The 26,681-nt window shown below is 60.6% G+C and carries 28 protein-coding genes; 14 read left to right on the top strand and 14 right to left on the bottom strand.

Going from position 1 to position 26,681, the window contains the following annotated elements; translation table 11 throughout:
* Positions 1-82 precede the first annotated feature (82 nt).
* A complete protein-coding gene (locus KO539_RS11575; protein WP_219309351.1) occupies positions 83-883 on the top strand; it encodes a helix-turn-helix domain-containing protein in 801 nt (266 codons plus the stop codon).
* A gap of 67 nt (positions 884-950) precedes the next feature.
* Entirely contained in the window at positions 951-1,376 is a 426-nt protein-coding gene (locus KO539_RS11570) for a GNAT family N-acetyltransferase (protein WP_219309349.1), read from the top strand.
* Positions 1,377-1,473: 97 nt separating this feature from the next.
* Here KO539_RS11570 and KO539_RS11565 read toward each other — a convergent pair whose 3' ends face one another.
* The 9 genes from KO539_RS11565 to KO539_RS11525 form a co-directional block, all read right to left on the bottom strand.
* On the bottom strand, positions 1,474-2,484 hold the full coding sequence (locus KO539_RS11565; RefSeq protein ID WP_035819084.1) for a ribose ABC transporter permease: 1,011 nt from the start codon (positions 2,482-2,484) through the stop codon (positions 1,474-1,476).
* Between the two features lie 24 nt (positions 2,485-2,508).
* Positions 2,509-4,008 carry a sugar ABC transporter ATP-binding protein gene (locus tag KO539_RS11560; RefSeq protein WP_219309347.1) on the bottom strand — a complete coding sequence of 500 codons (1,500 nt, stop codon included), beginning with the start codon at positions 4,006-4,008 and terminating at the stop codon, positions 2,509-2,511.
* Positions 4,009-4,085: 77 nt separating this feature from the next.
* On the bottom strand, positions 4,086-5,021 hold the full coding sequence (locus KO539_RS11555; protein ID WP_077404737.1) for an ABC transporter substrate-binding protein: 936 nt from the start codon (positions 5,019-5,021) through the stop codon (positions 4,086-4,088).
* Between the two features lie 64 nt (positions 5,022-5,085).
* Positions 5,086-6,036: a transaldolase gene (tal, locus tag KO539_RS11550; protein ID WP_219309345.1), complete on the bottom strand. Its 951-nt coding sequence runs from the start codon at positions 6,034-6,036 to the stop codon at positions 5,086-5,088.
* Positions 6,036-7,523: a xylulokinase gene (gene xylB / locus KO539_RS11545; RefSeq protein ID WP_219309817.1), complete on the bottom strand. Its 1,488-nt coding sequence runs from the start codon at positions 7,521-7,523 to the stop codon at positions 6,036-6,038. The genes tal and xylB overlap by 1 nt, the downstream gene beginning before the upstream one ends.
* Positions 7,524-7,554: 31 nt before the next feature.
* A complete protein-coding gene (locus KO539_RS11540; RefSeq protein ID WP_219309343.1) occupies positions 7,555-8,556 on the bottom strand; it encodes a LacI family DNA-binding transcriptional regulator in 1,002 nt (333 codons plus the stop codon).
* A gap of 307 nt (positions 8,557-8,863) precedes the next feature.
* Positions 8,864-9,601, bottom strand: coding sequence for an NRDE family protein (locus KO539_RS11535; RefSeq protein ID WP_219309341.1), 738 nt, complete (start codon positions 9,599-9,601; stop codon positions 8,864-8,866).
* Complete coding sequence (locus tag KO539_RS11530) at positions 9,592-9,882, bottom strand: DUF4936 family protein (protein ID WP_219309340.1); 291 nt, start codon at positions 9,880-9,882, stop codon at positions 9,592-9,594. The genes KO539_RS11535 and KO539_RS11530 overlap by 10 nt, the downstream gene beginning before the upstream one ends.
* A gap of 7 nt (positions 9,883-9,889) precedes the next feature.
* Positions 9,890-11,005: a folate-binding protein YgfZ gene (locus KO539_RS11525; protein WP_219309338.1), complete on the bottom strand. Its 1,116-nt coding sequence runs from the start codon at positions 11,003-11,005 to the stop codon at positions 9,890-9,892.
* A 176-nt stretch (positions 11,006-11,181) separates the two neighbouring features.
* Here KO539_RS11525 and mltG point away from each other — a divergent pair, with 176 nt between their 5' ends.
* The 3 genes from mltG to KO539_RS11510 are packed head-to-tail and all read left to right on the top strand — an operon-like array spanning position 11,182 to position 13,877.
* Entirely contained in the window at positions 11,182-12,168 is a 987-nt protein-coding gene (mltG, locus tag KO539_RS11520) for an endolytic transglycosylase MltG (RefSeq protein ID WP_219309337.1), read from the top strand.
* A 24-nt stretch (positions 12,169-12,192) separates the two neighbouring features.
* Positions 12,193-12,834 carry a dTMP kinase gene (gene tmk / locus KO539_RS11515; RefSeq protein ID WP_219309335.1) on the top strand — a complete coding sequence of 214 codons (642 nt, stop codon included), beginning with the start codon at positions 12,193-12,195 and terminating at the stop codon, positions 12,832-12,834.
* A gap of 14 nt (positions 12,835-12,848) precedes the next feature.
* Positions 12,849-13,877 (top strand): DNA polymerase III subunit delta', encoded by a 1,029-nt coding sequence (locus tag KO539_RS11510; protein WP_219309333.1) that lies wholly within the window; start codon positions 12,849-12,851, stop codon positions 13,875-13,877.
* A gap of 63 nt (positions 13,878-13,940) precedes the next feature.
* Here KO539_RS11510 and KO539_RS11505 read toward each other — a convergent pair whose 3' ends face one another.
* A complete protein-coding gene (locus KO539_RS11505) occupies positions 13,941-14,294 on the bottom strand; it encodes a hypothetical protein (RefSeq protein WP_219309331.1) in 354 nt (117 codons plus the stop codon).
* 153 nt (positions 14,295-14,447) lie between these two features.
* Between KO539_RS11505 and KO539_RS11500 the strand changes: the two genes are divergently transcribed.
* From KO539_RS11500 to KO539_RS11470, 7 genes are all read left to right on the top strand, one after another.
* Complete coding sequence (locus tag KO539_RS11500) at positions 14,448-14,834, top strand: VOC family protein (RefSeq protein WP_219309329.1); 387 nt, start codon at positions 14,448-14,450, stop codon at positions 14,832-14,834.
* Between the two features lie 93 nt (positions 14,835-14,927).
* Entirely contained in the window at positions 14,928-15,224 is a 297-nt protein-coding gene (locus KO539_RS11495; protein ID WP_219309327.1) for a hypothetical protein, read from the top strand.
* Positions 15,225-15,411: 187 nt separating this feature from the next.
* Positions 15,412-16,191: a TatD family hydrolase gene (locus KO539_RS11490; RefSeq protein ID WP_219309325.1), complete on the top strand. Its 780-nt coding sequence runs from the start codon at positions 15,412-15,414 to the stop codon at positions 16,189-16,191.
* Between the two features lie 16 nt (positions 16,192-16,207).
* Positions 16,208-16,858 carry an ankyrin repeat domain-containing protein gene (locus KO539_RS11485; RefSeq protein ID WP_219309324.1) on the top strand — a complete coding sequence of 217 codons (651 nt, stop codon included), beginning with the start codon at positions 16,208-16,210 and terminating at the stop codon, positions 16,856-16,858.
* 270 nt (positions 16,859-17,128) lie between these two features.
* On the top strand, positions 17,129-18,052 hold the full coding sequence (locus tag KO539_RS11480; RefSeq protein WP_219309322.1) for a methyltransferase domain-containing protein: 924 nt from the start codon (positions 17,129-17,131) through the stop codon (positions 18,050-18,052).
* 100 nt (positions 18,053-18,152) lie between these two features.
* Positions 18,153-18,401: a hypothetical protein gene (locus KO539_RS11475; RefSeq protein ID WP_035819046.1), complete on the top strand. Its 249-nt coding sequence runs from the start codon at positions 18,153-18,155 to the stop codon at positions 18,399-18,401.
* Positions 18,402-18,565: 164 nt separating this feature from the next.
* Positions 18,566-18,763 (top strand): hypothetical protein, encoded by a 198-nt coding sequence (locus KO539_RS11470; protein ID WP_034784591.1) that lies wholly within the window; start codon positions 18,566-18,568, stop codon positions 18,761-18,763.
* Between the two features lie 63 nt (positions 18,764-18,826).
* Here the strand turns inward: KO539_RS11470 and KO539_RS11465 are convergent, their stop codons facing one another.
* On the bottom strand, positions 18,827-19,945 hold the full coding sequence (locus KO539_RS11465) for a phospholipase A (RefSeq protein ID WP_307789086.1): 1,119 nt from the start codon (positions 19,943-19,945) through the stop codon (positions 18,827-18,829).
* A gap of 285 nt (positions 19,946-20,230) precedes the next feature.
* Between KO539_RS11465 and fusA the strand changes: the two genes are divergently transcribed.
* Positions 20,231-22,339: an elongation factor G gene (gene fusA / locus KO539_RS11460; protein ID WP_219309320.1), complete on the top strand. Its 2,109-nt coding sequence runs from the start codon at positions 20,231-20,233 to the stop codon at positions 22,337-22,339.
* 183 nt (positions 22,340-22,522) lie between these two features.
* Complete coding sequence (locus KO539_RS11455; protein ID WP_219309318.1) at positions 22,523-23,053, top strand: SRPBCC domain-containing protein; 531 nt, start codon at positions 22,523-22,525, stop codon at positions 23,051-23,053.
* A gap of 232 nt (positions 23,054-23,285) precedes the next feature.
* Here KO539_RS11455 and KO539_RS11450 read toward each other — a convergent pair whose 3' ends face one another.
* The 3 genes from KO539_RS11450 to KO539_RS11440 form a co-directional block, all read right to left on the bottom strand.
* Positions 23,286-24,758, bottom strand: coding sequence for an AAA family ATPase (locus tag KO539_RS11450; protein WP_219309316.1), 1,473 nt, complete (start codon positions 24,756-24,758; stop codon positions 23,286-23,288).
* Positions 24,759-24,899: 141 nt separating this feature from the next.
* Entirely contained in the window at positions 24,900-25,592 is a 693-nt protein-coding gene (locus KO539_RS11445; protein ID WP_176389083.1) for a hypothetical protein, read from the bottom strand.
* A 162-nt stretch (positions 25,593-25,754) separates the two neighbouring features.
* Entirely contained in the window at positions 25,755-26,669 is a 915-nt protein-coding gene (locus KO539_RS11440) for an alpha/beta hydrolase (RefSeq protein ID WP_219309314.1), read from the bottom strand.
* Positions 26,670-26,681 lie beyond the last annotated feature (12 nt).

The raw sequence follows: 26,681 nt of genomic DNA, 5'->3' as shown, positions 1-26,681 counted from the left end.
CGCCACGTGTTGGTCACAATGAGCCAACAGGCCATGTTATATTGAATTCTTGCCACTGATACTGACCCTTGAAAGGTGCCTGATGCCTGTTTTCAGCGAAGACTCATCCGTCGAGTGGGAAGACCCCGACTGCGTGCCAAGGCCGGTGGTCACGCTTGGCGCCGTTGGCCGCGACATGGATAGCCGCAAGGAGAGGGATTTTCATCAGCATCGAAAAGGCCAATTCCTGCTCTGGATGCGCGGCGTGCTGACCTGCGAGGTGGACGGCGGCTTCTGGCTGGTGCCGCCAGGAAGCGCCATTTGGGTACCCGGTGGCACACAACATCGAATGGATGGGGCCGGCACGGTCGATTGTTACGTGGTGTATGTCGATCCTGCGGTGGGCGGCGCGTTGCCGCGGGAGTGCTGCACCTTGTCGACCACGCCGCTGCTGCGTGAATTGGTGATCCGTTCAGCGGCATTGCCGATGCGCTACGAAGAGGGCGGCATGGCGTCACGAGTGATGACACTGCTTCTCGACGAAATGGCGCTGGCGCAGCCCGGCCAGGTTCATCTTCCTCTGACGCCAGACAAGCGGCTACGCAAACTGGTCGAGTGGATCATGGCGCGTCCGTCCGATCCGGGCAACATCGAATCATGGGCGCAGCGGATGGGCATCAGTGCGCGCACGCTGTCACGCCTGGTGTCCCGGGAAACCGGCATGAGTTTTGGACGCTGGCGCAGGCAACTGCATATCCTGCTCGCCTTGCAATGGATGGCCAGGGGTGCCACGGTCCAGCATGTCGCAGAGGGCCTGGGCTACGAGAACGCGAGCAATTTTGTCGTCATGTTTCGCAAAATACTCGGTGAAACACCTGGACGTTACTTGAAATCGAACGCTTGAGCCGCACCACCTGCCAAGGCGTGGCAGGCCGTGCGACAATGGGGCCTGTTTCTTTCTACCGTACACCATGACCAAGCACACCATCCGCCTCGGCGACTGGGCCACCCTGGGCCCGGACGCCACTGCCATCCGTTTTGAAGTCTTTGTCGATGAACAGAAAGTGCCGGCCGAGATCGAACTCGACGACATGGACGCCGTCTGCCTGCATGCCGTTGCCTATGACGACTTTGGTGCCGCCATCGGCACGGGCCGGTTACTGCCCGATGGCCACATCGGCCGTATGGCCGTGCGCCAGCCGGGACGCGGCACGGGCGTGGGCGGCGCCATTTTGACTTTGCTGATGGAGAAGGCCCGCGAACGCGGCGATGCAGCGGTGGTGCTGAACGCGCAAACCGTGGCCGCGCCATTTTATGCGCGCCACGGTTTCGTGCAGCAGGGGGAACAGTTTGAAGAGGCGGGGATTGCGCATGTGGAGATGCGGCTGGTGTTTTAGGGTGTTGTCGGATTACGCGCGTAGCGCTAATCCGACCTACGACGTCAACGGTAGGTCGGGTTAGCGCGCAGCGCGTAACCCGACACCACCAGCACAATCAGTTCTGCGCGTGCGACTGGCGCCATTTGTCGAGAATCACCGCCAGCACGATCACGACACCTTTCGCCACATACTGCCAGAACGACGACAGCCCCAGAATCGTCAAGCCATTGTTCATCACGCCGATGATCAGGGCGCCGATGACGGTGCCCCAGACGGAACCCACGCCGCCCATTAGGCTGGTGCCGCCGAGCACGACGGCTGCAATCGCATCGAGTTCATAACCGGTGCCCCAGTTGCCGTTGGCCGCATACAGGCGGCTGGCCGACATGGCGCCGCCCAGGCCCGCGAACAGGCCGCTGATCGTGTAGACAAACATCAGCACGAGGCCAACCTTGATACCGGTCAAACGGGCCGCCTGGATATTGCCGCCGACGGCGTAGATATGCAGGCCCAGTGTCGTCTTGCGCAAAATAAACCACGTCAGCACGACGACGGCCGCCGCCAGCCAGATCAGCCAGGGCACGGCCAGGAAGCTGCCGTTGCCCATCCATTCAAAGCTCGGGATTTCCGTGTTCAGCACGCTGGTGCCGTCCGCCAGCAGGTAGGCGGCGCCGCGCAGGGCCGTCATGGTGCCCAGGGTCACGACAAACGGGTTCAGGCCGACGAGGGCGACCAGCACGCCATTGAGCGCACCCAGCAGCAGGCCGACGATGAGGAAGGCGGGAATCGAGAAGCCGGCGAACTGGGCCGACAGCGACATCAGCATGCCTGCCACGGCCGAGACGGCCAGCACGGAACCGACGGACAAATCGATGCCGCTGGTCAGGATGACGAAGGTCATGCCGGACGCCAGCACGATATTGATCGACACCTGGCGGAAGATGTTCATGGTGTTATTGCTGGTCATGAACGTCGACGTGCCGTCAGCCGAGAAATACACGGTCAGGCCGTACATGGCCAGGTAGAGCACCACCAGCACGGGCAGCATGCCCAGGCGGCGCATCAGGTTCGAGGCATTGAAGGGTTCGCCGGCGCGCGCGGCGCCGCTGGTGGTACTCGTTGTCATGTTAAATCTCCTGAATGATTATTTTTATGCCGCTTCTTGCAGGGTGGCATAGGCAAGGATGTTTTCCTGCGTGATGTCGTCACCCGTGACTTCGCCGGTGAGCCTGCCTTCGCACATCACCATCACGCGGTCGCAGATGCCTACCAGCTCGGCCAGTTCGCTGGAAATGCACAGCACGGCCGTGCCCGCGTCCGCCAGCTGGTGGATGATCTTGTAAATTTCGCTCTTCGCGCCCACGTCCACGCCCCGCGTCGGTTCGTCGAGGATGAGCACTTTCGGCGCGATGGCCAGCCAGCGCGCTAGCAAGACTTTCTGCTGGTTGCCGCCGGACAGTCCGCCGACGATGCCGTCCGGTCCCGATACTTTCACGTTGAGGTTGCTGATGGCCTCGCGCGTGAGCTGGGTCAGGGCGCCACGGTTGACCACGCCTGCCGTGGAGTGCTTGGACAGAATGTTCATCGACATGTTTTCCATGGCCGACAATTGCATGAACAGGCCCAGGCTCTTGCGGTCTTCGGGCAGGTAGCCGATGCCGTGGCGGATGGCCGCCAGCGGCCGGTGGATATGCACTTCCTGGCCGTCGAGCCATACTTGCCCCGATTGCTTCTTGTCCGCGCCAAAGATCAGGCGCGCCAGTTCCGTGCGGCCTGCGCCGACGAGGCCGGCAAGACCCGTCACTTCGCCCGCATGCAGGGCGAATGAGGCAGGCTTGACCTTGCCGCCGCCCACCTTGTCCACGCGCAGGCGCTCGGCGCCCCGGGTGGTGCGCCGCTGGTGCGAATAAAAGTCGTCGGCAGGGCGGCCCACCATCATTTGCACGACTTTCTTTTGATCCAGCTCATCCTTGCCCAGCTCGCCCACATAGGCGCCGTCGCGCAGCACCGTGATGCGGCGCGCCAGGCGTTCCACTTCGGCCATGCGGTGGCTGATGTAGAGTACGGCCAGACCCTTGTCGCGCTGCTCTTCGATGATGCGGAACAATTGTTCTGTTTCCCGGTCGGACAGGGCGGCAGTGGGCTCGTCCATGATCAGGATGCGGCTTTCGTGTACGAGGGCGCGGGCGATTTCCACCTGCTGCTGCTCGGCGATCGACAGGGTCGACACCATGGTGTCGGCGTCGAAGCGGGAACCGAGATCGGCCAGGATGGCGTTCGTGCGCGCGCGCATTTCGCCGCCCTTGACGGTCCAGAACGGCCCCTTCGGCTCGCTGCCCATGAAGACGTTCTGCGCCACCGTCATGTTCTTGGCCACGCTCAGTTCCTGGTAGATCAGGTTGATGCCCAGCGCGCGTGCCTCGCCTGGGTTGCGGATGCGGATCGGCTTGCCGTCGAGAATGATCTCACCGGCGTCCGGCGTGTACACGCCGGATAAAATCTTCATCAGGGTACTCTTGCCGGCGCCGTTCTCGCCCATCACGGCATGGATTTCGCCGCTGCGCACGGTCAGGTGCACGCCGCGCAGCGCGCGCGTGGCGCCAAAGCGCTTCTCGATGCCGCGCATTTCAAAAATAATATCGTCGCTCATGACTGTCCTTCCTTGCTTGTGAAACTGGCGCCGCCTGCCAACCGGCCAGCGGCGCCTCGTGGTTCAGGTCAGGCAGATCAGTTCTTTACCCAGCCCGTGTAGGTGGCGACGTTTTCCTTGGTGATGGCCGGGGTCGGCAACAGCACCATGGTCTGTTTCGGCGTGCGGCCGTTCATGATGTCGTAGCCCATCTGCACGGCGTCGGTCGCCATGCGGTACGGGTTTTGCGCCGAGGTGGCGGCAAACAGGCCGGCCTTGTTTTTCAGGGCGTTCTGGCCATCGGGCGCGCCATCGACTGCCGTGATCAGTTTCACGTCCGTGCGCTTCGATTGCTTGATCGCCAGTTCGGCGCCGATACCGGTCGGATCATTGATGGCGAACACGCCGTCGATCTTCGGATGGGCCGTCAGCAAGTTCGACATCACGGTCATGCCGCCGTCGCGGCTGCCGCCGGCGTTCTGGTTGTCGGACAGGATCTTGATATCCTTGAACGCGGCCAGGGTTTTCTTGCAGCCATTCACGCGGTCGATCACGGACGTGACCGGCGGGCCGTTCAGAATCACCACATTGCCCTTGCCGCCGATCTGCTTGGCCAGGTAGGCGCACGACACGTCGCCAGCCATAGTGTTGTCGGACATCACGGTGGCCGACGCGCCCACGGCGCCCACGTCGACAGCGATCACGACCACGCCCGCATTGCGCGCTTTCTTGATGGCTGGCGCGATGCCCTTGGAATCGACGGCGTTCAGGATGATGATGTCGGTTTTGTTGGCAATAAAGTTCTCGATCTGGTCCACCTGGGTGTTCAGGTCATACTTGCTGGAAACAGTGGTGACTTTCACGCCAGGGCCGCCCAGCTTTTTCGCGCTTTCTTCCGCGCCGCGGCCAATGGCGACAAAAAACGGGTTGGCCAGGTCGCCCACGCTCACGCCGATCGATTTCAGCGGTTTGTCAGCAGCGAAAGCGCCGCAGGCGGCGGACAGCAGCAGGGAGGCGGTAATGACTTTTTTCATGAGGATCTCCAAGGGTTTTTATTGTGAAAAACAAACGGTGCTACGGGTGAAAAAGGGTGCAAACTTATTGACTGCGTAATTTCTCGATCATGGCGTCCAGCTTGCCCGCATCGACGGCAAAGCCGCGGATGCCTTCGGCCAGCTTTTCGGTCGCCATCGGGTCGTCGTTCAAGGCGTAGCGGAAAGCGGCCTCGTCATACGTGACGGCCGGCTGCGCCGCGCCCAGGTCGCCGCCCAGCGCGCGCTCGAACGGCGCGTCGGATGCTTCGAGTTTGGCCAGCAGGTCGGGGCTGATGGTCAGCAAGTCGCAGCCCGACAGGGCCGTGATCTGGCCCACGTTGCGGAAGCTGGCGCCCATCACTTGCGTGGCGATGCCATGCTGTTTGTAGTAATTGAAGATGCGCGTGACCGACTGTACACCTGGATCGTTGGACAAGCTGCGCGCCGCTTCGTCCCATGCCGCGCCCAGCGATTTTTTATGCCAGTCGTAGATGCGGCCCACGAAAGGCGAAATCAGCCGTACTTTCGCGTCGGCGCAGGCGACGGCCTGGCAAAATGCGAACAGCAGGGTCAGGTTACAAAAGATGCCGTCTTTTTCCAGCTCGCGCGCCGCCTGGATGCCTTCCCAGGTGGCGGCGACCTTGATCAGCACGCGCTCGCGACTGATGCCGGCTTGCTCGTACAGGGCGATCAGGCGGCGCCCGCGGGCCACGGTGGCGTCGCGGTCAAAGCTCAGGCGGGCATCGACTTCCGTCGATACGCGACCCGGCACCACCTTCAAAATTTCCAGGCCGAAGCGCACCAGCACCTGGTCGACGATATCGTCCAGCGACGCGTTCTTGTGCGCGGCGACCGTGCTTTCCAACAAGGGCGCGTAATCGGGCTGCAGCACGGCTTTTAAAATCAGCGACGGGTTGGTGGTGGCGTCCTGCGGCGCGAAGCGCGCCAGTTGCAAAAAGTCGCCCGTGTCGGCGACGACGGTGCTGTGTTGCTTCAATAGTTGCAGCTGATTCATTACTCTTCCTTATCACTGAGTTGGTGCAAGGCTTGCACGGCGGGAAACAGGCTACGGTAGCGGCTGTAGCGGATGCTCAAGGCTGCGCTGTGCGCGGCATCGGGCAAGAAATTGTTTTTGATGGGCAAGCTAGTGGCCAGCAGCTGGCGCTGGCCGATGGCGGCAAAGCCCAGCTTGGCCGCGCCCAGGCTGGCCGACAGTTCGCTGTTGTGCAGGGTGCGCATTTCGCGTCCCAGCACATTGGCCAGCAGTTGCGCCCAGTACTGGCTGCGCGCGCCGCCGCCCACCAGCATGCAGTGGGGAACCACGGCACCCGTCGACGTGACGGCCGCCATGGCGTCGCGCAAGGCGAAGGCCACGCCTTCGAGCACGGCATAGCCGAGCTGCGCCGGTGTGCTGTCATGGCCCAGCTGCAAAAAGGCGCCGCGCACTTGCGGGTCGTTATGCGGCGTGCGCTCGCCAGACAGATACGGCAGGAACAGGGGCGAGGACGGGGCGATGGTGCTGTCGAGCGGCAAGAGCGCTTCCACCAGCGCCAGCAGGGCCGCCTCGTCGGGCTGGCCCAGCACGCCAGTGGCCCAGCGCAGACAGCTGGCGCCGGACAGGATCGCGCCCATCGCATACCAGCGGCCGGGCAGGGCGTGGCAAAAGCTGTGCACGCCGCCGGCCGGATTGCCCAAAGGCTGTTCGGTGACGGAAACGATGGCGGCGCTGGTGCCCAGCGAAATGAAACTGTCGCCGCCATTGACGGCGCCGATGCCCACGGCCGAGACGGGGTTGTCGCCGCCGCCGGCCGCCATCACCACGTTTGCTGGCAAGCCCAGCTTGTCTGCGACGGCGGCCAGCACGGTGCCCGTGGCGGCGTCGCCTTCGGCCAGCGCCGGCATCTGTTCCGCACGCAAACCGCAGGCGGCCAGCATGGGGGTGAACCAGGCGCGCCTGGCCTCGTCCAGCCACAGCGTACCGGCCGCGTCGGACATGTCGGTGACCTTGTTACCCGTCAATTGCAGGCGCAGGTAGTCTTTCGGCGACAGCACGCAGGCGATGGCGGCAAAGGCGTCAGGCTCGTGGGTTTGCAGCCACAGCAGTTTTGGCGCCGTCAGGCCCGCCATGGGCAGGCTGCCCGTCACGTCCGCATACGCTGGATAGTCGCGCGCCAGGCTGGCCGCTTCCGCTTCGGCGCGCGCATCGTTCCACAGGATGGCGGGGCGGATCACGGTGTCTTGGTCGTCGAGCAGCACGGCGCCGTGCATCTGGCCCGACAGGCCGATGCAGGCGATCTGTGCGTATTCCTGCGGCCAGCCGGCGCGCAGCTGCGCCAGGGCGTTGACGCAGGCGGCCCACCAGTCCTGCGGCGCTTGTTCGGACCAGCCCGGCAGCGGGCGGCTGGTGTCGACGCGCACGGACGCCTGGCCGCGCACGGCGCCAGTGCTGTCCATCAGCACGGTTTTCAGTTCGGAGGTACCGAGGTCGATACCGAGGGAAATCGCTGGATGCATGTTGATTTACTGTAAAAGGTCAGGGGCAGCCGCAGGAATTGCGTACGCGCAAGGTCGGCGACAGGCGCTGCACGTGCTGGGCACGGCCGGGATGGGCGATGCGCTCGATCAGCAGGTCGACGGCCATGGCGCCCAGCTCTTCGAGCGGCTGCGCCATCACGGTCAGGCGGGGGCTGAAGTAATCGGCCCAGTCGAAATCATCGAAGCCGGCCAGCGCGACGTCTTGCGGTACCGCAATGTGCGCGTCGCGCAAGGCATGCATGGTGCCGATGGTCATCAGGTTATTGCCGGCCACGATGGCCGTCGGGCGCTGCGGCAGCGCCAGCAGTTCGAGCGTGGCCGCGCCGCTGCGCTCGAGGTTGGAGTCGCCCGAGCGCAGCAGTTCCGCATCGAAGGCGATATTGGCGCGCTGCAAGGCCAGGCGGTAGCCGTCGATACGCTCGTGGGTCGTGGACAGGCCGGGCGCGCCGGCGATAAAGCCGATGCGGCGGTGGCCGTGGGCCGTGATCAGGTGGCTGACGAGCTGCGCCGTCGCCTCGATGTTTTCCACGCCCACCTGGTCGAACGGTTGTGGCGACATGCGGTCGACCAGCACGGAAGCGATCTTGTTGCTGTTTAAATAGTCGAGGGCGCGGTTGTGCGGATCGCCGGACGGCGCGAGCACGATGCCGTCGACCCGGCGCTGGTGCAAGTTCTGCACCACTTTGAGTTCCTGCTCGGGATCGTCATGCGTATCGGAAAACAGCATCATCAAGCCATGGCGCGTGCAGGCCGCCTCGATGGCGCGCACGGTTTCGCTGAAGTAATGATTGGTGAAGGCGGAAATGGCCACGCCGATGGTGCCCGACGAGGAACCGGCCAGCGCGCGCGCCAGCATGTTCGGCACATAGCCGATCTGCTGCATGGCCGCATTGACGGCGGCGACGGTTTTCGGGCTGACCTTGCGGGTGCCGTTGACTACGTGCGAGACGGTCGACAGCGATACGTCCGCCGCCCGCGCTACATCTTCCATGGTGGCCATGGTGTCTCCTGAGGTTTTTATTATTATTGTGTACTGCGATAGTGTGCGGCTGTGTCGCCGCGATTGAAGCTATCGTAAACAAAAGAAAGCGCTTGCGCAAGCGCTTTCTTTTTTGCGCGAACACATGCGGAGTGGCTTTTCGATGCAGACAAGGGGAAGCGTGCGTAGGTCGGATTAGCGCGCCGCAGGGGCGCGTAATCCGACATCGGGGACGGTGGTGATGCCGGTTGAGTGTGGTGGTGTTGTCGGCTTACGCGCTTGCGCGCTAACCCGACCTACCCCGACCTACGCATGATGCAAGGTGGCGTTATTGAATCACCAGCTCATGCAATTCGCCGGGAGAATCCGGGAACAATTTGACGACGGTGGAGGTGCGAGTGCCGTAGCCCGGCGTTTCGATGCAGACGGCGGACAGTACGCGCTCGAGGTCGAGTGGCACGCCCGTGTCCGGCAAGCGGAAGTCGGGCGCGCGCGTGGTGTCGGCCAGCATGTCGAAATACGCTTCGTCGGGCGCGCCCTGGCACAGCAAGCTGGCGAACTGGGCCTTGGTCTTCAGGACCTTCGGCCATGGCGCGTCGAGCAGCGCGTTGGACAGGCCGTAGATGCCCGGTTCCAGAGGCTGGCCATTGCGCGCATCGCCATCGCCCCGGTTGGAAAACCAGATCAGGGTATCCGCGTCGCCCAGCACCAGATTAAACCCGTTGTAGGCTTTGCAGCCGGGGCGGATTTGCGCGATGTAGTCTTGCGGCGACATGTTGCCAGCCAGATAGTCGGCTACGAGGGCGCCGCGCGAGGGGGCGTCCGGGTTGCGGTCTTGCGGGCTGCGGATATTCGTGATGGCGGCAAAGCGCGAGCTGCCGGCGCCGGCTTGCGTGATGCCCATCCAGCTGCCGCCCGCCTGCAGGTCGCGGCCCGCATACACTTGCGGGTGTTCGGGCCAGGCGCCGGCGGGGGCGCTGGCGCGTTCGTAAAATTCGTCGCGGTTGGCGGCGGCAATCAGCGGGATGTGCGGATTGACTTTCCAGGCAAAAACGATCAGGCACATGGAGGCAAATCCATGAACACTTCCGTATGGCGCGCGCCGGCCGTCAATGACAGCAAGCCCGCTTCCTCGGCTGCGCTGGCCAGCAGTTCCGTAAAGCCTTCGCCGACGACGGGATAAATTTCCATCCACGTCTGCAAGCCATCCTTGGCGTCAGGACGGCGCTTGAGTTGCGGCGCCACGCCTGAGGCGGCCGCAAGCTTGGCTTGCAAGGCGCGAACCCTGGCCTCCAGCGCTTGAGCGTGCTCTTCTTTTACTTGATAGTAAACATACAGATCTTTCATGGCATTCTCACAAGTCGAGTGCGTCTAGCACGTAAGGCATGGTCAGAAATTGCAAGGCGGCGCCCTGGGCCGAGCCGTAGCGCACGGCGCCGGCGGCGCTTGCACCTTCTTCGATGGCCCCCAGCTTCATTTCAACGAGGGCGTCGATGCCGCCCACGCCGTTCGGCGCCGCGTTGACGACCATGCCGCAAGGCTGCTCGGGGTCGCTGACGGCGAATAGTTCACCGCCGGCCACGACCGAGGGATCGGCGATGCTGACGAGGGTGGTGCGGCGCTTGAGCTTACCCAGGTACTGGCTGCGCGCGACGATTTCCTGGCCCGGGTAGCAGCCTTTCTTGAAATTGACGCCGCCCAGCAGCTCGAAGTTGACCATTTGCGGCACGAATTGCTCTTGCGTGGCGGCCGTGATCTGCGGGATGCCCGCGTGGATCTCGGACAAGCGCCAGGCGTCATTGCCGCCCTTGGCCAGCTGTTGCGTCAATGGGGGCCACACGTCGCGCGCCGTGGAGGCAGACGTCAGCCATTCATAGCGGGCGCTGCCAAAGGCATCGGCCTCGCGCAGCAGGGTGCCCAACTCATGCTCGACCTTGCTGAAAGGCGTGGCGGGCAGCGTGGGGAACCAGGCGGACAGGGCCGCGCTGGCCTTTTGGCCGCCGATGCCCAGGACGACTTGGTTCGCTTCGTCAAAGGATGCATCGTGCAGCTTGGCCTTGGCGCGCAGCACGAACATTTGCAGCCGCTTCTGGATGGCTGGCTGTATGGCGCGCGGCAATTGCAGATAAATGGTGGTGGCGTTGCGCCACATCAGGAAACTGGCCAGCAAACGGCCCTTCGGCGTGCAGTAGCCGGCCAGGCGCACTTGCTCCTGGCTCAGGTGTTCCACGTCGTTGGTCAGCTGGCCGTGCAGGAAACTGGCTGCCTCGTCGCCGTTCAAGCCGATCAAGCCCTGGTCCGTGATGGCCGCGACAAAACCTTCTTGCAGCTGGGGCACTGTCAGGGACTGGCCGAAATCATGGATAGGGGTGGCGGCGATGGGGGCGGTGCCGTCAGGCACGCCACCGGTGGCAGCGGGGCGGGCGCCTTGGGCGGTTAAAAATTGATTCCAGTTATTCATAATTTCCATTAGATCAGCGATTAAGCATTATCATTACGGGTTCATTATAGTGATGTCGCGCAAATTGCGTCGGCAGCGGCAAGATTGCCAGTGTTGGCGCCGCTTTGCGCGGACTTGCTTCACAAATGAACGATCATAACAAGCGCGCGTTGCCCGCCAGCGAGCGCATCACAAGAATCGGAACAATGGCTTTCTTTAAAAAACTTGTAGTCAGCTCAGTCATCGCCGCCATCGGCGTCGGTGGTACTTTTGTGTATTGGGCGCAGCAGCCCATCACCACGGACGGCGAGGCGATCCCGTTTACGATCAGCCCGGGCAGCGGCGCGCATGCGGCCGGCCAGCAAATCGCGGACGCGGGCGTGCCCATCGTGCCCATCCTGTTCAACATGCTGGCACGCATCGAAGGCAAGACCTCGAAGATCAAGGCCGGTTCCTACGAGTTGAAACCGGGCACCACGCCGCAGCGTCTGATCACGCAGCTGGCGCGCGGCGAGTTCGCGCAAGAGTCGCTGACCATCATCGAAGGCTGGACCTTCAGGCAGATGCGCCTGGCGATGGCCAATCACCCTGGCCTCAAGCACGATACCGTGGGCCTGTCCGACAAGGAACTGATGGCGAAGATCAGCCCGGAATATGTGCTGCCGGAAGGCTTGTTCTTCCCGGACACGTATCTGTTCGCCAAGGGCGCCAGCGAAATGCAGATTTTCAGGCAGGCGCACACGGCCATGATCGGCCGTCTGTCCGAAGCGTGGGACAAGCGCGATCCGGCCTTGCCCTATAAAAACCCGTACGAGGCGCTGATCATGGCTTCCATCGTGGAAAAAGAAACGGGGCAAAAGTCCGAGCGGGCCATGATCGCCGGCGTGTTCGTCAACCGCTTGAAAACAGGCATGCTGCTGCAGACGGACCCGACCGTGATCTATGGCATGGGCGACAACTACCAGGGCAAGATTCGCAAACGCGACCTGGAAGCGGACACCCCGTACAATACCTACACGCGCGGCGGCTTGCCGCCCACGCCGATCGCCCTGGCCGGCGCGCAATCGCTGACGGCGGCGCTGGCGCCGGCCCGCACGCAGGCGCTGTATTTCGTCGCGCGCGGCGACGGCACCAGCCAGTTCTCGGCCAACTTGCCCGACCATAACCGCGCCGTGAACCAGTATCAGCGTTAATATCATTACAAGATTAAGAGTTTCATGACACAACACTATCAACCCCGCTTCATCACCTTCGAAGGCATCGATGGCGCGGGCAAGTCGACGCATATCGGCTTTGTGACCGACTACCTGCAGCAGCGGGGCGTGAGCCTCGTTTCATCGCGCGAACCGGGCGGCACCAGCCTGGGCGAAAAGCTGCGCGAACTGCTGCTGCATGAAAAAATGCATCTGGAAACGGAAGCCTTGCTGATGTTCGCCAGCCGCCGCGAACACATCGCGCAAGTCATCGCACCCGCCCTGGAACGGGGCGAGTGGGTCATTTCCGACCGCTTTAGCGATGCCAGCTTTGCCTACCAAGGCGGCGGACGCGGCATGGACTTGCGCAAGATGGAAGCGCTGGAAGCATGGGTGCACCCGCACTTGCAGCCGGACCTGACGTTTTTGTTCGACGTGCCGCTGGCCGTGGCCAGAGCCCGCCTGGATGCCACGCGCGCGCTCGACAAGTTTGAGCAGGAGCAGGCCGACTTCTTTGCCGCCACGCGCAACGAGTACCTGCGCCGCGCAGCCCAGTTCCCCGGGCGTTTCCGCATCATCGATTCCACGCAAAGCATTGCCGATATTCAAGTGCAACTGGCAAAACTGCTGGATGTTTTGCTCGAGCAAAGCCCCGTAATACTCTGATTTAAAAGAATAAAATGACCAGTACTCTCTATCCGTGGCAACAGGACGCCTGGCAGCAATTGCAAGCCCTGCGCCCGCGCATGCCGCACGCCATCCTGTTCCATGGCGCGCAAGGCATCGGCAAGGCCGACTTCATCGAGCATTTCGCGCAGGCTTTGCTGTGCGAAGACGTGCGCGCCGATGGCCATGCCTGCGGCGCCTGCGCCTCGTGCGGCTGGTTTAGCCAGGGCAACCATCCCGATTACCGCCGGGTCCGTCCGGAAGCGCTGGAAGACGAGGTGGCGGACGACGGCGAAGAGGGCGAAGGCGCGAAGAAAAGTGCCAAGACCAAGACGCCGTCGAAAGACATCAAGATCGAGCAGATCCGCAATCTGGCCGACTTCATGAACATTTCCACGCACCGGCAAGGCTTGCGCGTGGTGGTGTTGTACCCGGCCGAGGCGCTGAACACGCCCGCCTCGAACGCCTTGCTGAAAACCCTGGAAGAGCCGCCGCCGGGCACTTTGTTCCTGCTGGCCTCGAACAGCCTGGACCGCTTGCTGCCGACGATCTTGTCGCGCTGCCGCAAATTCGCCTTGCCCATGCCCAGCCACGAGCAAGCCTTGACGTGGCTCAAGCAACAAGGCTTGAACGATGCGGACAGCTGGCTGCGCGAGCAGGGCGGCGCGCCGCTGGCCGCGCTGGCACAGTCCGAATCGGGCGGCCGCGAAGAAACGGAACAGTTGCTGCAAGTGCTGGCCAATCCCGGCGTGGAAGCGGCCCTGAAGGCAGCCGATAAATTGCAGAAGGCGCCGCTGGCGCCGCTGGTTGCGTCATTGCAGCGCTGGCTGTACGACGTGTTTTCCGTCAAGCTATCCGGCACCATCCGCTACTACCCGCGCCACCGGCGCGAGCTGGAAGCCTTGGCAGGACGCATCAACGTGAGCCGGCTGATGGCCGCCATCAAGGCCGCGAATGAGCGCCGGGCGATTGCCGAGCACCCCTTGTCACCGAAGCTGTTCCTGGAAGACATGCTGCTCGACTACGCATCCAGCTGCCAATAAAATCAAGCGCTTGCGTTATCAAGTTAATCCAGATTGTACGGTTCTTGGCCTGATTGGAATGGCTTAGCCGCAGGCGCGCGTGCAACTGCGGTATTGCACTTCGCACGCTTGCTGGCGTTCGGCGCGCCGGGCGCGGAAGGCCTGGGCTTCGGTGGGGCGCAGCTGCTCCGCTTGTGCGTCGACATTCCTGCCGGCCGCGACGTAGGGATTGCTGCTGGGCTTCATCGACAAGATGGGGCTGGTATCGTTTTCCGTGGCGCCTTGCGCCTGCGCGCGGCACTCCTGGCGCGCCGAGGCGCAGACGGGCTGGCATAGGCCCGCCTCGGCGGCAGGCTTGGGCACGCCGCGTTTATCCTGGGCATGCGCTTTCAGGGCCAGGCAGGCCAGCAGTATCAAAGGGCGGGTAACTTTCAGCATGAACACTCTCCACGTATCCGCATGCAACCCCATGGTTGCGCACCGGCAAGCCACTATACATCTTGATAATATTTTTGCCTACCAGGCATACCCGTTTGCCACGCCTGGCCCCCGGTGATACAGTCAGGACACTGGACAGCAACGGAGGCGGGCATGAAACGAGTCACTGGCATCGGCGGCATCTTTTTCCACGCGCAAGACCCGGCCGCGCTGCGCGCCTGGTACCAGCGCCACCTGGGCCTGGACGTGCAGCCGTGGGGCGGCGCCGCTTTCAGCTGGACAGACGCCGACGGCAAGCCGACTGGCGGCACCACCATCTGGTCCGTCGCGGCCAGTGACAACGAACAATTCGCGCCCGGCAAGGCATCTTTCATGATCAACTACCGGGTCGACGATCTCGACGCGCTGCTGCAAGCCCTGCGCGACGAGGGCTGCAACGTGCTGGAAAAGGCGCCCGATTCCGAGTATGGGCAGTTCGGCTGGGTCATCGATCCCGAAGGCAACAAGGTGGAGCTGTGGCAGCCGCCGGAGGGGCAGTAGGGCATTCGATCAGTTGCCACAAGTGGCGCATTGTGGCGGCACCGCAAAATAGACAGCCATATTTTTATGGCAAAGGGCAAGGAGTAGAGAACTATGGCCTGTTGGATTCTTTCACTTATGACCATTGGGTCAATTGGTTTTGGATTTACGTCAGCAGCGGCTTGGCTATATGCTAGCAACGTAAAAGTTACTCATGAACAGGTGATTGTTCAACGTAAAAAAGACGCTATTCTAACGGGCGAAGTGCCAGACTTGGGTGGGGTATCTCTCGATGGATGGGATATGTCTGCTACTTTCGCTGCTCAAGCTAAATGGAATTCTCGAGGCGCTGCTTTAGCTGCATGTGCTGTAAGTCTACAAGCGCTTAGTCAAGCCCTCAGTTGTGTGTGACCGTTATTAAGCCAAAACTCATTCTTTAGGCCTTACTAGACTCGAGTGATTTAGCAGATTCATCTGGTTTCTCTCAACTGTTTCCGGGCGCGCTGACAGACCAGCAAAGAAAGTGAAAGCTGTAGTGTACCTTGAGCAATCTCCTTCCCCCTGCCAGTTTTCCCGTGCTCCGGTACAATCCCGCCTTATGTATATCGATTCCCATTGCCATATCAATTTCCCCGAGCTGGCTGCTCGCATGCCCGAGATCCTCGCCAAGATGGCCGAGAACAAGGTGACCCATGCCTTGTGCGTGTCCGTCGATTTGCCGGACTTTCCACAGGTGCTGGCCTTGGCCGAGCAGTATCCGCATATCTTCGCCTCCGTCGGCGTGCATCCCGATTACGAGGACACGCCTGAACCGTCCGTGGAAGACCTGGTGCGCCTGGCCAACCATCCGAAGATCATCGCCATCGGCGAGACGGGCCTCGACTATTTCCGCCTGACGGGCGACCTGGAGTGGCAGCGCGAGCGTTTTCGCACGCACATCAAAGCTTCAAGAATCACGCGTAAGCCCTTGATTATTCACACAAGAGCGGCCAGCGAAGACACCATACGCATCATGCGCGAAGAGGGCGCTGGCGTGTCGGACGGCGGCGTGGCCGGCGTCATGCATTGCTTTACAGAGTCGCTGGAAGTGGCGCGCGCCGCCATAGCCATGGGATTCTATATTTCGTTTTCCGGCATCGTCACGTTCAAGAGTGCCAAGGATTTGCAGGCCGTGGCTCTGGAAGTGCCGCTTGAGCGCATCCTCATCGAGACGGATTCGCCGTACCTGGCGCCCGTGCCGTTCCGCGGCCGCATGAACGAGCCCGGCTATGTGGCCCACGTGGCGGAATACCTGTCGACCCTGAAAGGTATCCCTCTGGACCAGGTGGCGAAGCAGACGACGGATAATTTCTTCAAGTTATTCAATCAGTTGCCATAACTTCTTAAGGTCAGACATGATGAAAAAACTCGCGCAGGCGATGCTGCTGTGCTGCGCCACCGCCAGCCAGGCGGCGCCGGAACCGGACGCTTTCTTCCGCGCAGTGTCCGTGAATAACGTCAGCGGCGTGCGCAGCATGCTGCTTGACGGCGTGAATCCGAACCAGCCTGATGCGCAGCGCGGCGACATTCCCCTGGTGCTGGCCCTGCGCGACGATGCGGACCGGGTTTTCCAGGTACTGCTTGACGCGCCCGGCATCGACATCGAAGCCCGTTCGGCCAATGGCAACACGGCGCTGATGATGGCGGCCTACAAGCACAAGCAGGACGCCGTGAACGCCTTGCTGGCCAAGGGCGCCAAGGTCAACCAGAGCGGCTGGACGGCGCTGCACTATGCGGCCTCGGCGGGCGACTTGCCCATCATGAAGATTTTTCTCGACCGCGACGCCGTGGTCGATGCGCGCGCGCCCGCCAACGTCACGCCGCTGATGTTTGCCGCCCGCGAAGGGCAGGAGGGCGCCGTCAAGCTGCTGCTGTCCTGGGGCGCGGACGCCAGCCTGAAAAGCGACCATGGCTGGACGGCCGTGCAGTTTGCCCAGGCGGGCGACAAGCCCGGTGTAGTCGCCATCATCGAAGCGGCACAGAAGGCGCGCGCGGCACGTAAATAAGTCCATGTAAGCAATGCTTTAATTTCAATACTTTCCATGCCAGCGCTGAAACTGGCATGGAATTGCCTCTCACCTCAGCCCTTTGTTCTCCTTGCCGATTAACGATAATGATCGTGTCGCATTAATCAGGAGATACGTCGCATGGGTCATCACCTCACCGTCAGGCGCCGGCTGTATTGTCGCCGCCCCTCGCGCAGCCCGTGCGATATCACTGCTTTCTGGAATGACAAAACTGATCGGCCATCGGAGCCAGACTCCAAGAGGACAGACATGCTGAATGAACGAGAAATCGAGAGTTGTTACCTGGGGCAATTTATCCCCGTCCATTACCACCACAATATGTTGATGGACCAGAACCGCATGCACGGGTTCAAGTCGGCGATCGATTACGCGGTGAAGCCTGGCATGAAGGTGCTGGAGCTGGGCGGCGGCACGGGCGTGCTGTCGTGGTTTGCGGCCGCACGCGCCGACAAGGTGTGGTGCGTGGAGTTCAATCCGGACATGGTCAAGGAAGCGCGCAAGATGCTGGCGCTCAATCCCAACGGGGAAAAGGTCGAAGTCGTCCATGCGGACGCTTTCGAATACCTGCCGCCAGAGCCTGTCGATGTGGTCATTTGCGAAATGATCCATGTCGGCATGCTGCGCGAAAAGCAGGTGGAAGTGATCGAATCGTTCAAGCGCCGCTACCTGGCCCGCTTTGGCGGCCCGCTGCCCATCTTCCTGCCCGAAGCCGTCATCATGGCCGTGCAGCCGATGCAGCAGGAATACGATTTCGAGGGTTTCTATGCGCCCATCGTGCAATTCCAGGAAACCACGGCCATCCACCCTGGCGTGCTGGAACTGGCGCCGCCTTCCGTCTACAGCATCATCGACTTCAGCCAGCCGACGGACAGCGTGTTCGGCTTTGACGGCAAGTTTGTCGTCGAGCGCAGCGGCACCCTGAACGCCTTGCGTTTCGTCACCAAGAATATCCTGGCCGTGGTGCCCGAGCGCTCGACCACCATCGACTGGCTGAACCACTATATGTGCCTGCCGCTGGCCACGCCGGTGGCCGTGAAGGCGGGCGACGTACTGCAAGTGAGCTTCCAGTACCGCGCCGGTGGCTCGATCCCTTCGCTGGAAGCATCGATCCGCGCCCAGGTCATCTATGACGTGAACCTGCAGCCTGTCACGCAGAACGCCGTCTACGCGTAAGTGTCACTGATGCAAAGGCAACGCCGCAGCGATTTCGTCCTGCGGCGTTTGTCCATTCAGGGTATATTTCGTCTTTTACCCACTGGACAGCTTTACTATCATGGAACAGATCGATCAGCGTTACCTCGTGCAACAGAACAAAATCAGCGATGGCGAGACCAGGCCACCCGTGTTTGCCAAGGTAATGCGCAGCAAGGAAGGCGTGTTTGAAGGCGTGTCCTTCATCAAGTCCAAGGACAAGGCCACCATCATGACCATCGAAGATGCCAACCAGGCCATCAAATGGGCCACCAGCAAGAAGCCGAACGCGCATGAATACATCACGAAAGTGATTTGCGTCGGTCAATAAAGGTATCCACAGGCGCCGTTCATTCCCGTTTTTGCGCCGTTCATCCCCGTAGCGCGCAGTTCATCGCATGGCCGTTGCCGCCGTGGCGGCGCTTTACTATAGTGCTGTCACGGTAGCGGGGCAAGCACGGCTTGCTCCGCACATTTCATTCTAGGGGGAACGCGATGCTGGGATTCGTGCTGTGGTTGCTGCTCTTGCTGGTGTGCTGGCCCCTGGCCTTGCTGGCGCTCGTGCTGTATCCGCTGGCCTGGCTGCTGTTGCTGCCATTCCGTTTGATCGGCATTGGCGTGGAAGGCGTGTTCGAATTGCTGCGCGCCATCGTCATGCTGCCGGCGCGCGTGCTGGGCGGTGGCCGGCGATAAACCAGATATTTCCCATAAAAAATGGCGCCCTCGGCGCCATTTTTGTTTGCGTGACTGCGTTGCTTACAGGTCAACCATGAAACCGGCGCCGATCGATTTCTGCGAATAGTTGTAGTCGATCAAGCTCTGGCCATAGCCGGAGAACAGTTGCAGATAGCCTTTCAGGTTGGCCTTCAATGGGAAAGCCCAGCTGGCCTGCATGGAGCCATGCTTCTTGCTGAAATTGCGGCGCGCCGTCACGGCGTACTCGTGACCCTTGTTGCGGTAGCTCACGCGCAAATCGCCATGTCCCATGTAATCGGTGATGTCGATATTGTCATTGTCTGTCTTGCCATTGTCGAGGCGGTGCCAGATGCGCGTCGTGACGGCCAGGTTGTCCTTTTCCATACCCAGCTCGGCATACACGCGGTTCCAGCTACGCGACAGGGTCGACGTCTGGCCGTTGGACTGGTGCACGAGGCCGAAGTTCAGGTAATTGAATTCCACGCCCGCGAAATTCTTGTTGATCGGCATGACCAGCATCAGTTCCGGCTGGTAATTGGTCTCGCGGAACGGGCTTGAGGCCTTGCGGTTATACGCCTGCCAGAAACTTTGCTGCGTGTAGCCGAACCACATGTCGATCGGTGTGCCGGCGATGTCTTCCAGCAGCTTCATCTTGAAGCTCAGCTGGAAAGTCAGTTCCACATGCTGACTCTTGATGCCGCCTGGCGTGAAATCCTGGAACGGCTCGTCGTTCGAGGCGTCGCTGTAATTGGCCAGCAGCAGATAGGTGTCGCGGTGCGGGCGGAAGTTGAACAGGCCGCGCTTCGAGGCGTCGTTCAGTTCCCACGATTGCTGCGTGCGCGAAATCGGCGCTTCCGGTGGCGCAGCGCCAGCCTGCGCGATGGCGGGAATGGCGGCGTTGACGGCGTCCGGCGTGGCGACGCCCGGCGGACTGACTGGCGTGAGGGGCGCGACCTCGGCCGCTGCTGCCAGGGTGACGGCCGCAGTGGCGGGATCGCCGCCAGCCGCGATGGTGGCCTTTTCCGCCGCCTTGGCCAGGGTGTCGAAGCAGCCCAGGCGGGCGCTGGCGTCACCAAGCACGGCGCAACGCTGCATTTGCTGTTCCAGTTCGCCGGCCATGGCCAGCGCCGGCGATGCCAGCAGGGAAGAGAGGATTATTTTTCTTAGTTGGATAGTCATAAGCTGAGTAGGGCATGTCGTTCGGTGCGCACCTGGGCTGCTTGCCGGCGGCGTCGCCTTGCATGGCGGGATGCCATGCGTATTGATTTTTATTAATCTTTGTTGAATTAAAGTTCAAAAATTAAGGTCTTGGAAGTATAGCCGAATCTGCAATTAGCCCCGTGTCCCTGACGTGCGCAGCGCGGACAGTGTTGCGCGCTTGGTAAACGGCCCGCTGCCGTGCCGCCAAAATCGATGTCTGCTACACTGGAAAACCGGGCGCCGGGGCTAGCCATGGAGATTGTGATGACCCGCAAAACACCTATCGAGCGCTACCGCAACATCGGCATCAGCGCCCATATCGACGCCGGCAAGACCACCACCACCGAGCGCATTCTTTTCTACACCGGGGTGAATCACAAGATAGGCGAAGTGCACAATGGCGCCGCCACCATGGACTGGATGGAGCAGGAGCAGGAACGGGGCATCACCATCACCTCGGCCGCCACCACGGCCTTCTGGAAAGGCATGGCCGGCAACTTCCCCGAACACCGGATCAACATCATCGACACGCCCGGCCACGTGGATTTCACGATTGAAGTCGAGCGCTCGATGCGCGTGCTCGACGGCGCCGTAATGGTCTACGATGCCGTCGGCGGCGTACAGCCGCAATCGGAAACCGTCTGGCGGCAAGCCAACAAATACCGTGTGCCGCGCATCGCCTTCATCAACAAGATGGACCGGGTGGGCGCGGATTTCCTGCGCGTGCGCCAACAGATTGCCGACCGCCTGAAGGGTGTGGCCGTGCCCATCCAGCTGCCCATCGGCGCCGAAGAGCATTTCACAGGCGTGATCGACCTGTTGAAAATGCGCGCCATCACCTGGGACGACGCCAGCCAGGGCGTGCAGTTCAGCTATGGCGAGATTCCCGCCGAATTACAGGCGCAGGCGCAGGAGTGGCACGAGCACCTGGTCGAGCACGCGGCCGAAGCCACGCTGGACATGACGGAACGCTACCTGAATGGCGACACGTTCACGGAAGCCGAGCTCAAGCAAGCCTTGCGCGCGCGCACCATCCGCAATGAAATCGTGCCGATGCTGTGCGGCAGCGCCTTTAAAAACAAGGGCGTGCAGGCGATGCTCGATGCCGTCATCGAATACCTGCCATCGCCGATGGAAGTGCCGCCCATCATGGGCCATGACGAGCATGACAACGAAGTGGAGCGCCATCCGACGGACGACGAGCATTTTGCCGCCCTGGCTTTCAAGATCATGACGGACCCCTTCGTGGGGCAGCTGACCTTCTTCCGCGTGTATTCGGGCGTGGTCAATTCGGGCGACATGGTCTACAACCCGACCAAGAGCGCGCGCGAACGGCTGGGGCGCATCCTGCAGATGCATGCGAACGAGCGCAAGGAAATCAAGGAAGTGTATGCGGGCGACATCGCCGCCGCCGTGGGCCTGAAAGCCGTGACCACGGGCGACACCCTGTGCGCCATCGACCACATCATCGTGCTGGAAAAGATGATTTTTCCGGAACCTGTGATCTCCCAGGCGGTCGAACCCAAGACCAAGCCTGACCAGGAAAAGATGGGCATCGCCCTGAACCGCCTGGCGCAGGAAGACCCGTCGTTCAGGGTCCATACGGACGAGGAATCGGGCCAGACCATCATGTCCGGCATGGGTGAGCTGCACCTGGAAATTCTGGTCGACCGCATGCGGCGCGAATTCGGCGTAGAAGCCAATGTCGGCAAGCCGCAGGTGGCGTACCGCGAAACCATCACGCGCGCGGTGGAAGACGTGGAAGGCAAGTTCGTCAAGCAATCGGGCGGACGGGGCCAGTACGGCCACGTGGTGCTCAAACTCGAACCCTTGCCGCCAGGCACAGGCTACCAGTTCGTCGACGCCATCAAGGGCGGCGTGGTGCCGCGCGAATTCATTCCGGCCGTCGACAAGGGCATCGTCGAAACTTTGAAGGCGGGCGTGCTGGCCGGCTACCCGGTCGTCGACGTGAAGGCCACCTTGACGTTCGGTTCCTACCACGACGTCGATTCCAACGAAAACGCGTTCCGCATGGCCGGCTCCATCGCCTTCAAGGATGGCATGCGCAAAGCGTCGCCCGTGCTGCTGGAACCGATGATGCAGGTGGAGGCGGAAACGCCGGAAGAGTTCATGGGCAACGTCATGGGCGACCTGACGGCCCGCCGCGGCATGGTGCAAGGCGTCGACGACATCCCCGGCGGCGCGGGACGCATCGTCAAGGCCCTGGTGCCGCTGGCGGAAATGTTTGGTTACTCCACCACCTTGCGGTCGCTGACCCAGGGCCGCGCCACCTATACGATGGAATTCAAGCATTATGCGGCCGTGCCCAAGCATATCCTCGACCAGGTGGCATCTGCTGGCAAAGCCAAGTAGGTCGGGTAGGTCGGCTTAGGCCCTCCGGGCCGTAATCCGACACCATTGTTGGCCTGGTCCGTTGATGGTGTCGGCTTACGCGCTGTGCGCTAACCCGACCTACGCCCAAGATGGCGTGCAGGCCTTTCCCATTTTCGGCGTCACTGCTACATTAACTATCAGTCCACCAACACAGGAGAGAGCATGACCACCGCAGAACAGAAGCAGGATGGACAGCACCGCGACAGCAGCGACTTTGTCATCACACAGACTTTCGACGCGCCGCGCGAACTGGTGTTCCGCTCGTGGGTGGAGCCGGAGCGTCTGGCCCAGTGGTGGGGTCCCGTCGGCTTTGAATTGAGCGTGCTGGCGCTGGACTTGCAGCCGGGCGGCGTTTTCCACTACGGCATGCGCGCCGATAATGGCTACGAGATGTGGGGCAAGTTCACCTATCAGTCTATCGAAGCACCTGAACGTATCGTTTCCATCCTGTCGTTTGCCGACAAGCAGGGCAATGCCGTGCAGCACCCTGTCAGCGCCACTTGGCCGCTGGAATCGTTCAATGTCATGACGCTTACCGAGGAAAACGGCAAGACGACGATGACCTTGCGGTCAACGCCGCACAAGGCGACGGATGAGCAGCATCGGACTTTCCTGGAAGGGCATGAGTCGATGACGCAGGGGTTTAGGGCGACCTTCGCCCAGCTAGCACAGTACCTGGCGCGTGTTCAGTGAGTTTTTATTGAATGGCGGGCCAGAGCCGCGGGCCTGAGAAAATGTCCATGGCTGCGTTGCTTGGGCTCGCCGTACATGCGTACTGTCTTCGCCCGCGCGCCTTGCCCTGGCCATTTTTCAGGCCCGCTGGGCCGGGGGAGCCTTTGTTTGGGGCGGGGGCCTATTCTTTCTATCGCCGCCCTTTCGAAGGACAAAGATCACAAATGCCGCGAAGGATGGAAGTCTCTTCATATTAGGCGTGCGTCACTCCAGTCTGTAAGAGACCTTTAGTTGCTGCCTCTCCTACAAAACCCAGAAGCGAAAATGGATCTTCTGCCGGCATCGTATTACCGATTACACTGGACAAGGATTGCCCGACAACGACTTCCCAAGGCTTATTAGACCCAGAAATAGCAACTATCAGTTGTCGAATGTTTTTGATCTTGGTATTTCTTAAACGATCATCAGCGGCTAGGAGTTCCTGCAAGAGAGTGATATTTTGGTGTCCCGAGTTCTCATCGATCCAAATATTAGCAAGCTTTTGAAAACCTGCCCAGTCTAGGTTGAGTTTCGCTAAGCATTCAGTTGTTACGAGCGCATTCTCGATGGCGTAACACTGCAGTCGGAATCGCTCGACGCAGCCAATAGCAGGGATCTGTCCTGATACGCCATCGCCATCTCTCAAAGAATAAGCTTTGGGGTTGTCATAGACATTGACCAGCATTTTGTCGCAAAATCGTTCTAACTCAGATTGCTGGTCAACGGATTGCGCCAGTACCGGAAATACACGTATGCGTCCAGACGAAGACCTTGCAGCTTGCTGCCAAACTCGTTCGTCATCTTCTCCTTCCAAAATCAGAATGGGATCGTTGCTCAGGCTTAGTGAAAGTGGATGCCCAAAGAATGGAGCAACTTTCTTGAGGTTGTCGGAAATCGCCCCGAGAGTGATAATATTATTTTCAAATTCTTTCGTTCCCACCGCAACGAGCTGGCTGTTAGCCAGCGAGCAGACCAACGCTGTGCTGTGCGTTGCTATGTGGATGAATACGCGGTTTCTCGTTTCATTCGGCAGTGTGCGCAATAGTTCTAGCAGGTAGTGCCCGAATCGCGCCTGCAAATCAGGGTGCTGGTGTACGTCTGGCTCATCCAAGAGCAATATGTTGTCCTTGCTTGGGTCGACAGCCATGATGAAACTCATCACTTCAGAGGCAAGGGCGATCGTTTCTGATTCCCCGCTACTCAGTTCTCCTGGCGCAACGGGTGTTCCGTTCATGGTTCGAATCAGAAAATCACTACCGCCTTGCTCAATGAAAACATTACCTAACATGCGATTGATAGGCTCAAGGCAATCGATCTGAAAGCTTTTTCCACGGGCGTCGACATCTTGGAGTCGCCGAAGGTATGCTGTCTCAGCATTTCGTAGAGCAAGGTGTGACATAGCTTTAAAGCTGTTGCCATTTACCTGATTAGCGCGTCTGATTTGCCGAATCCAATTAGGATTGGTTGAGGAATTGCTATCAATATTGCCGTCTCGTTGAAAGGTTCCTGTTCTTTCCGGCGTAACATAATTCACGCGATATTTGGAATTTTCAGCCAGATGGCTGTCGATGGCACGAAGGAAACGAGATTTCCCCGCCCCGTTACGACCTAGAATTATGTTTATGCATTTCAGCCCCTTCAATCCGTAGGGAATCTCTTCATTATCTGTGAATGTAAAATCGGTCAATGCGGTACTCCTAATTTATTGTTAAAGGTCTAGGGCAGCAATGAGTCGCGCCGAGGCATCTATTATCATGCGACTTCGTTGTCATGAGTCTAGGAACGCATGCGCAAAATGCGTTAGACATCTGTTTCTCGCTTTGAAGATCTATCGCTGCGCTGATATGAACTGAATGAATCGTTTTCCTCGCTCAGTTGTTCGAGACTCCATCATTCCGTTTCCTGTCATCATTATGTGCAAGAATTGACCTTGTCCCATCAATCCATCGGCTTGTAAATCGCGCACAATTTGGTCGTAGATTTCGCGTTGGCCACGTAATTCTGAAACACAGTGCTCAAGGACGGTAAAAACTCCGCCTGCGCTCCATCCTGGGTTTTGAATTGCATGTTTACGCATCCACAGTTCTGGATTGTCGAGAACAGCTAGTACTCTTAAGTGCCATGGCGCGAGCTGGTCAATGAGCCGCAGGAATGTCAACTGCTCATCTTCCTGCGGTGCACCTGGCAGGGCTGCATTTAAAACTGCATTACGTAGGGCTTCGAGTTTTGCGTTCTGATGATTTCGAAGAGCAACCTGTGATGCTTGCATTACGACGGTAACAAAAGCCTCGTTGGAAGCTAGTTTTTCCGGCGTCAGACCCTCTATGCGCCGCTCTACTTCAGTCAGGACCTCCGCAAGTTGCTCTAGCCATGCTTCCTTTCGCCTCTCCAACGGTGACGCAAATAGATTTTCAAACGCCACTTGAAGCGGTCCACCTGCTGCTGGGACGAGCGAGACAATCGCTCGTCCGACCTCTCTTGCTACATCACCTTTGCTTCTTGCTACCGGTGGTTTTTCCATATTTGATTTCCCTGATTAGCAGTTGATAACCGTAGTTAATATGTTTGTAGTCGCATCCAGCACCCGTTCAGTTCAACCGGCAGGCACCGGTTGCCCTCCCGCATGGTTCACCTTCATTGCCCGGTTCGAAAACTGCGTATTCGCATGCATTGATCGCGTACCTTATTGATTATTGTCGCCCTCCATCCCCAACATCCCCCGCACCACCACCAAAATCATCCCCCAAGCATTCGACGTCGCCGCAATCTCGTCATAATGACTGGCGCCCGGCAAGATCAGCACCTCCGCATGGTCACCGACCTTCACAGCTTTCGCTGCATAGTCGTGCGCCACGCGGGGTGGGGAGATGGTGTCGAGCTCGCCTGTGATCAACACGGTGCGGCTGCCGTTGGGGATCAGGTCGGCGGCGTTGGTGTCGCTGTAGATGTCGGGGCGGTCGGTGCTGGCGCTGCCTGCCAGCTGGGCGATGTCGCGCTCGCAGCTGGTTTTGATTAGTTCTTTCTCATGGCGCAGGTCGGCCAGGCCGCCCAGGCTGACGATGTTTTTCACTGGCAGGAACTGGTCGCGGTACAGGGGGCTGGTCTTTGGCAGTTTTTCACGGCCGGCGATCCATTGCACCAGCTGGCCGCCGGCCGAGTGGCCCATGGCGACGATGCGGTTCACGTCCAGCTGGTATTGGGGTGCGTGCTGCTGCAGGCTGTCGAGCGCCGCGTGCATGTCTTCGTAGATGCCCGGATAGCCGCCGCCCGGCTCGTCCACGCGCCGGTACTCCACATTCCACACGGCGATGCCTTGCGCCACGAGGGCGCCGGCCACGTTGCGCATCTGCTTGATGCCGCCGAAGGCCACCGTCCAGCAGCCGCCATGCACGAGTACAACGACGGGGAACGGCCCGCTGCCTTCGGGCCGGAACAGCTGCGCGTACTGCGATGGCGCGGGGCCATAGGCGATCTGCGCCGTGGGTGGCGGGCCGTTCAGGGCCAGGTAGTCGTCCAGGCTCATGGGGGCGGCAACGGCGCCGTGGACCGAGGCGAGCAGGGCGGTGGCGATCAGGGAGGACGGCAAGGAAGTAGGCATGCTGGAATTCGC

The sequence above is a fragment of the Janthinobacterium sp. NKUCC06_STL genome (assembly GCF_019345455.1).
In the GTDB taxonomy this organism is placed as follows: Bacteria; Pseudomonadota; Gammaproteobacteria; order Burkholderiales; family Burkholderiaceae_D; genus Janthinobacterium; species Janthinobacterium rivuli.
Note: the sequence above shows the minus strand (reverse complement) of the source record. Positions and strands in the feature narration are given on the sequence as shown.

What these genes read in the sequence shown, in the direction of transcription:
- KO539_RS11530 (WP_219309340.1), bottom strand. Translation starts at nt 9,882, where the DNA reads ATGAAAGATCTGTATGTTTACTATCAAGTAAAAGAAGAGCACGCTCAA.
- KO539_RS11565 (WP_035819084.1), bottom strand. Translation starts at nt 2,484, where the DNA reads ATGACAACGAGTACCACCAGCGGCGCCGCGCGCGCCGGCGAACCCTTC.
- KO539_RS11455 (WP_219309318.1), top strand. Translation starts at nt 22,523, where the DNA reads ATGACCACCGCAGAACAGAAGCAGGATGGACAGCACCGCGACAGCAGC.
- fusA (WP_219309320.1), top strand. Translation starts at nt 20,231, where the DNA reads ATGACCCGCAAAACACCTATCGAGCGCTACCGCAACATCGGCATCAGC.
- KO539_RS11495 (WP_219309327.1), top strand. Translation starts at nt 14,928, where the DNA reads ATGGCCTGTTGGATTCTTTCACTTATGACCATTGGGTCAATTGGTTTT.
- KO539_RS11570 (WP_219309349.1), top strand. Translation starts at nt 951, where the DNA reads ATGACCAAGCACACCATCCGCCTCGGCGACTGGGCCACCCTGGGCCCG.
- KO539_RS11440 (WP_219309314.1), bottom strand. Translation starts at nt 26,669, where the DNA reads ATGCCTACTTCCTTGCCGTCCTCCCTGATCGCCACCGCCCTGCTCGCC.
- KO539_RS11485 (WP_219309324.1), top strand. Translation starts at nt 16,208, where the DNA reads ATGATGAAAAAACTCGCGCAGGCGATGCTGCTGTGCTGCGCCACCGCC.
- KO539_RS11470 (WP_034784591.1), top strand. Translation starts at nt 18,566, where the DNA reads ATGCTGGGATTCGTGCTGTGGTTGCTGCTCTTGCTGGTGTGCTGGCCC.
- tal (WP_219309345.1), bottom strand. Translation starts at nt 6,036, where the DNA reads ATGAATCAGCTGCAACTATTGAAGCAACACAGCACCGTCGTCGCCGAC.
- KO539_RS11465 (WP_307789086.1), bottom strand. Translation starts at nt 19,945, where the DNA reads ATGACTATCCAACTAAGAAAAATAATCCTCTCTTCCCTGCTGGCATCG.
- KO539_RS11510 (WP_219309333.1), top strand. Translation starts at nt 12,849, where the DNA reads ATGACCAGTACTCTCTATCCGTGGCAACAGGACGCCTGGCAGCAATTG.
- KO539_RS11445 (WP_176389083.1), bottom strand. Translation starts at nt 25,592, where the DNA reads ATGGAAAAACCACCGGTAGCAAGAAGCAAAGGTGATGTAGCAAGAGAG.
- KO539_RS11560 (WP_219309347.1), bottom strand. Translation starts at nt 4,008, where the DNA reads ATGAGCGACGATATTATTTTTGAAATGCGCGGCATCGAGAAGCGCTTT.
- KO539_RS11525 (WP_219309338.1), bottom strand. Translation starts at nt 11,005, where the DNA reads ATGGAAATTATGAATAACTGGAATCAATTTTTAACCGCCCAAGGCGCC.
- KO539_RS11535 (WP_219309341.1), bottom strand. Translation starts at nt 9,601, where the DNA reads ATGTGCCTGATCGTTTTTGCCTGGAAAGTCAATCCGCACATCCCGCTG.
- KO539_RS11490 (WP_219309325.1), top strand. Translation starts at nt 15,412, where the DNA reads ATGTATATCGATTCCCATTGCCATATCAATTTCCCCGAGCTGGCTGCT.
- KO539_RS11540 (WP_219309343.1), bottom strand. Translation starts at nt 8,556, where the DNA reads ATGGCCACCATGGAAGATGTAGCGCGGGCGGCGGACGTATCGCTGTCG.
- KO539_RS11555 (WP_077404737.1), bottom strand. Translation starts at nt 5,021, where the DNA reads ATGAAAAAAGTCATTACCGCCTCCCTGCTGCTGTCCGCCGCCTGCGGC.
- KO539_RS11480 (WP_219309322.1), top strand. Translation starts at nt 17,129, where the DNA reads ATGCTGAATGAACGAGAAATCGAGAGTTGTTACCTGGGGCAATTTATC.
- tmk (WP_219309335.1), top strand. Translation starts at nt 12,193, where the DNA reads ATGACACAACACTATCAACCCCGCTTCATCACCTTCGAAGGCATCGAT.
- mltG (WP_219309337.1), top strand. Translation starts at nt 11,182, where the DNA reads ATGGCTTTCTTTAAAAAACTTGTAGTCAGCTCAGTCATCGCCGCCATC.
- KO539_RS11575 (WP_219309351.1), top strand. Translation starts at nt 83, where the DNA reads ATGCCTGTTTTCAGCGAAGACTCATCCGTCGAGTGGGAAGACCCCGAC.
- KO539_RS11500 (WP_219309329.1), top strand. Translation starts at nt 14,448, where the DNA reads ATGAAACGAGTCACTGGCATCGGCGGCATCTTTTTCCACGCGCAAGAC.
- KO539_RS11505 (WP_219309331.1), bottom strand. Translation starts at nt 14,294, where the DNA reads ATGCTGAAAGTTACCCGCCCTTTGATACTGCTGGCCTGCCTGGCCCTG.
- KO539_RS11475 (WP_035819046.1), top strand. Translation starts at nt 18,153, where the DNA reads ATGGAACAGATCGATCAGCGTTACCTCGTGCAACAGAACAAAATCAGC.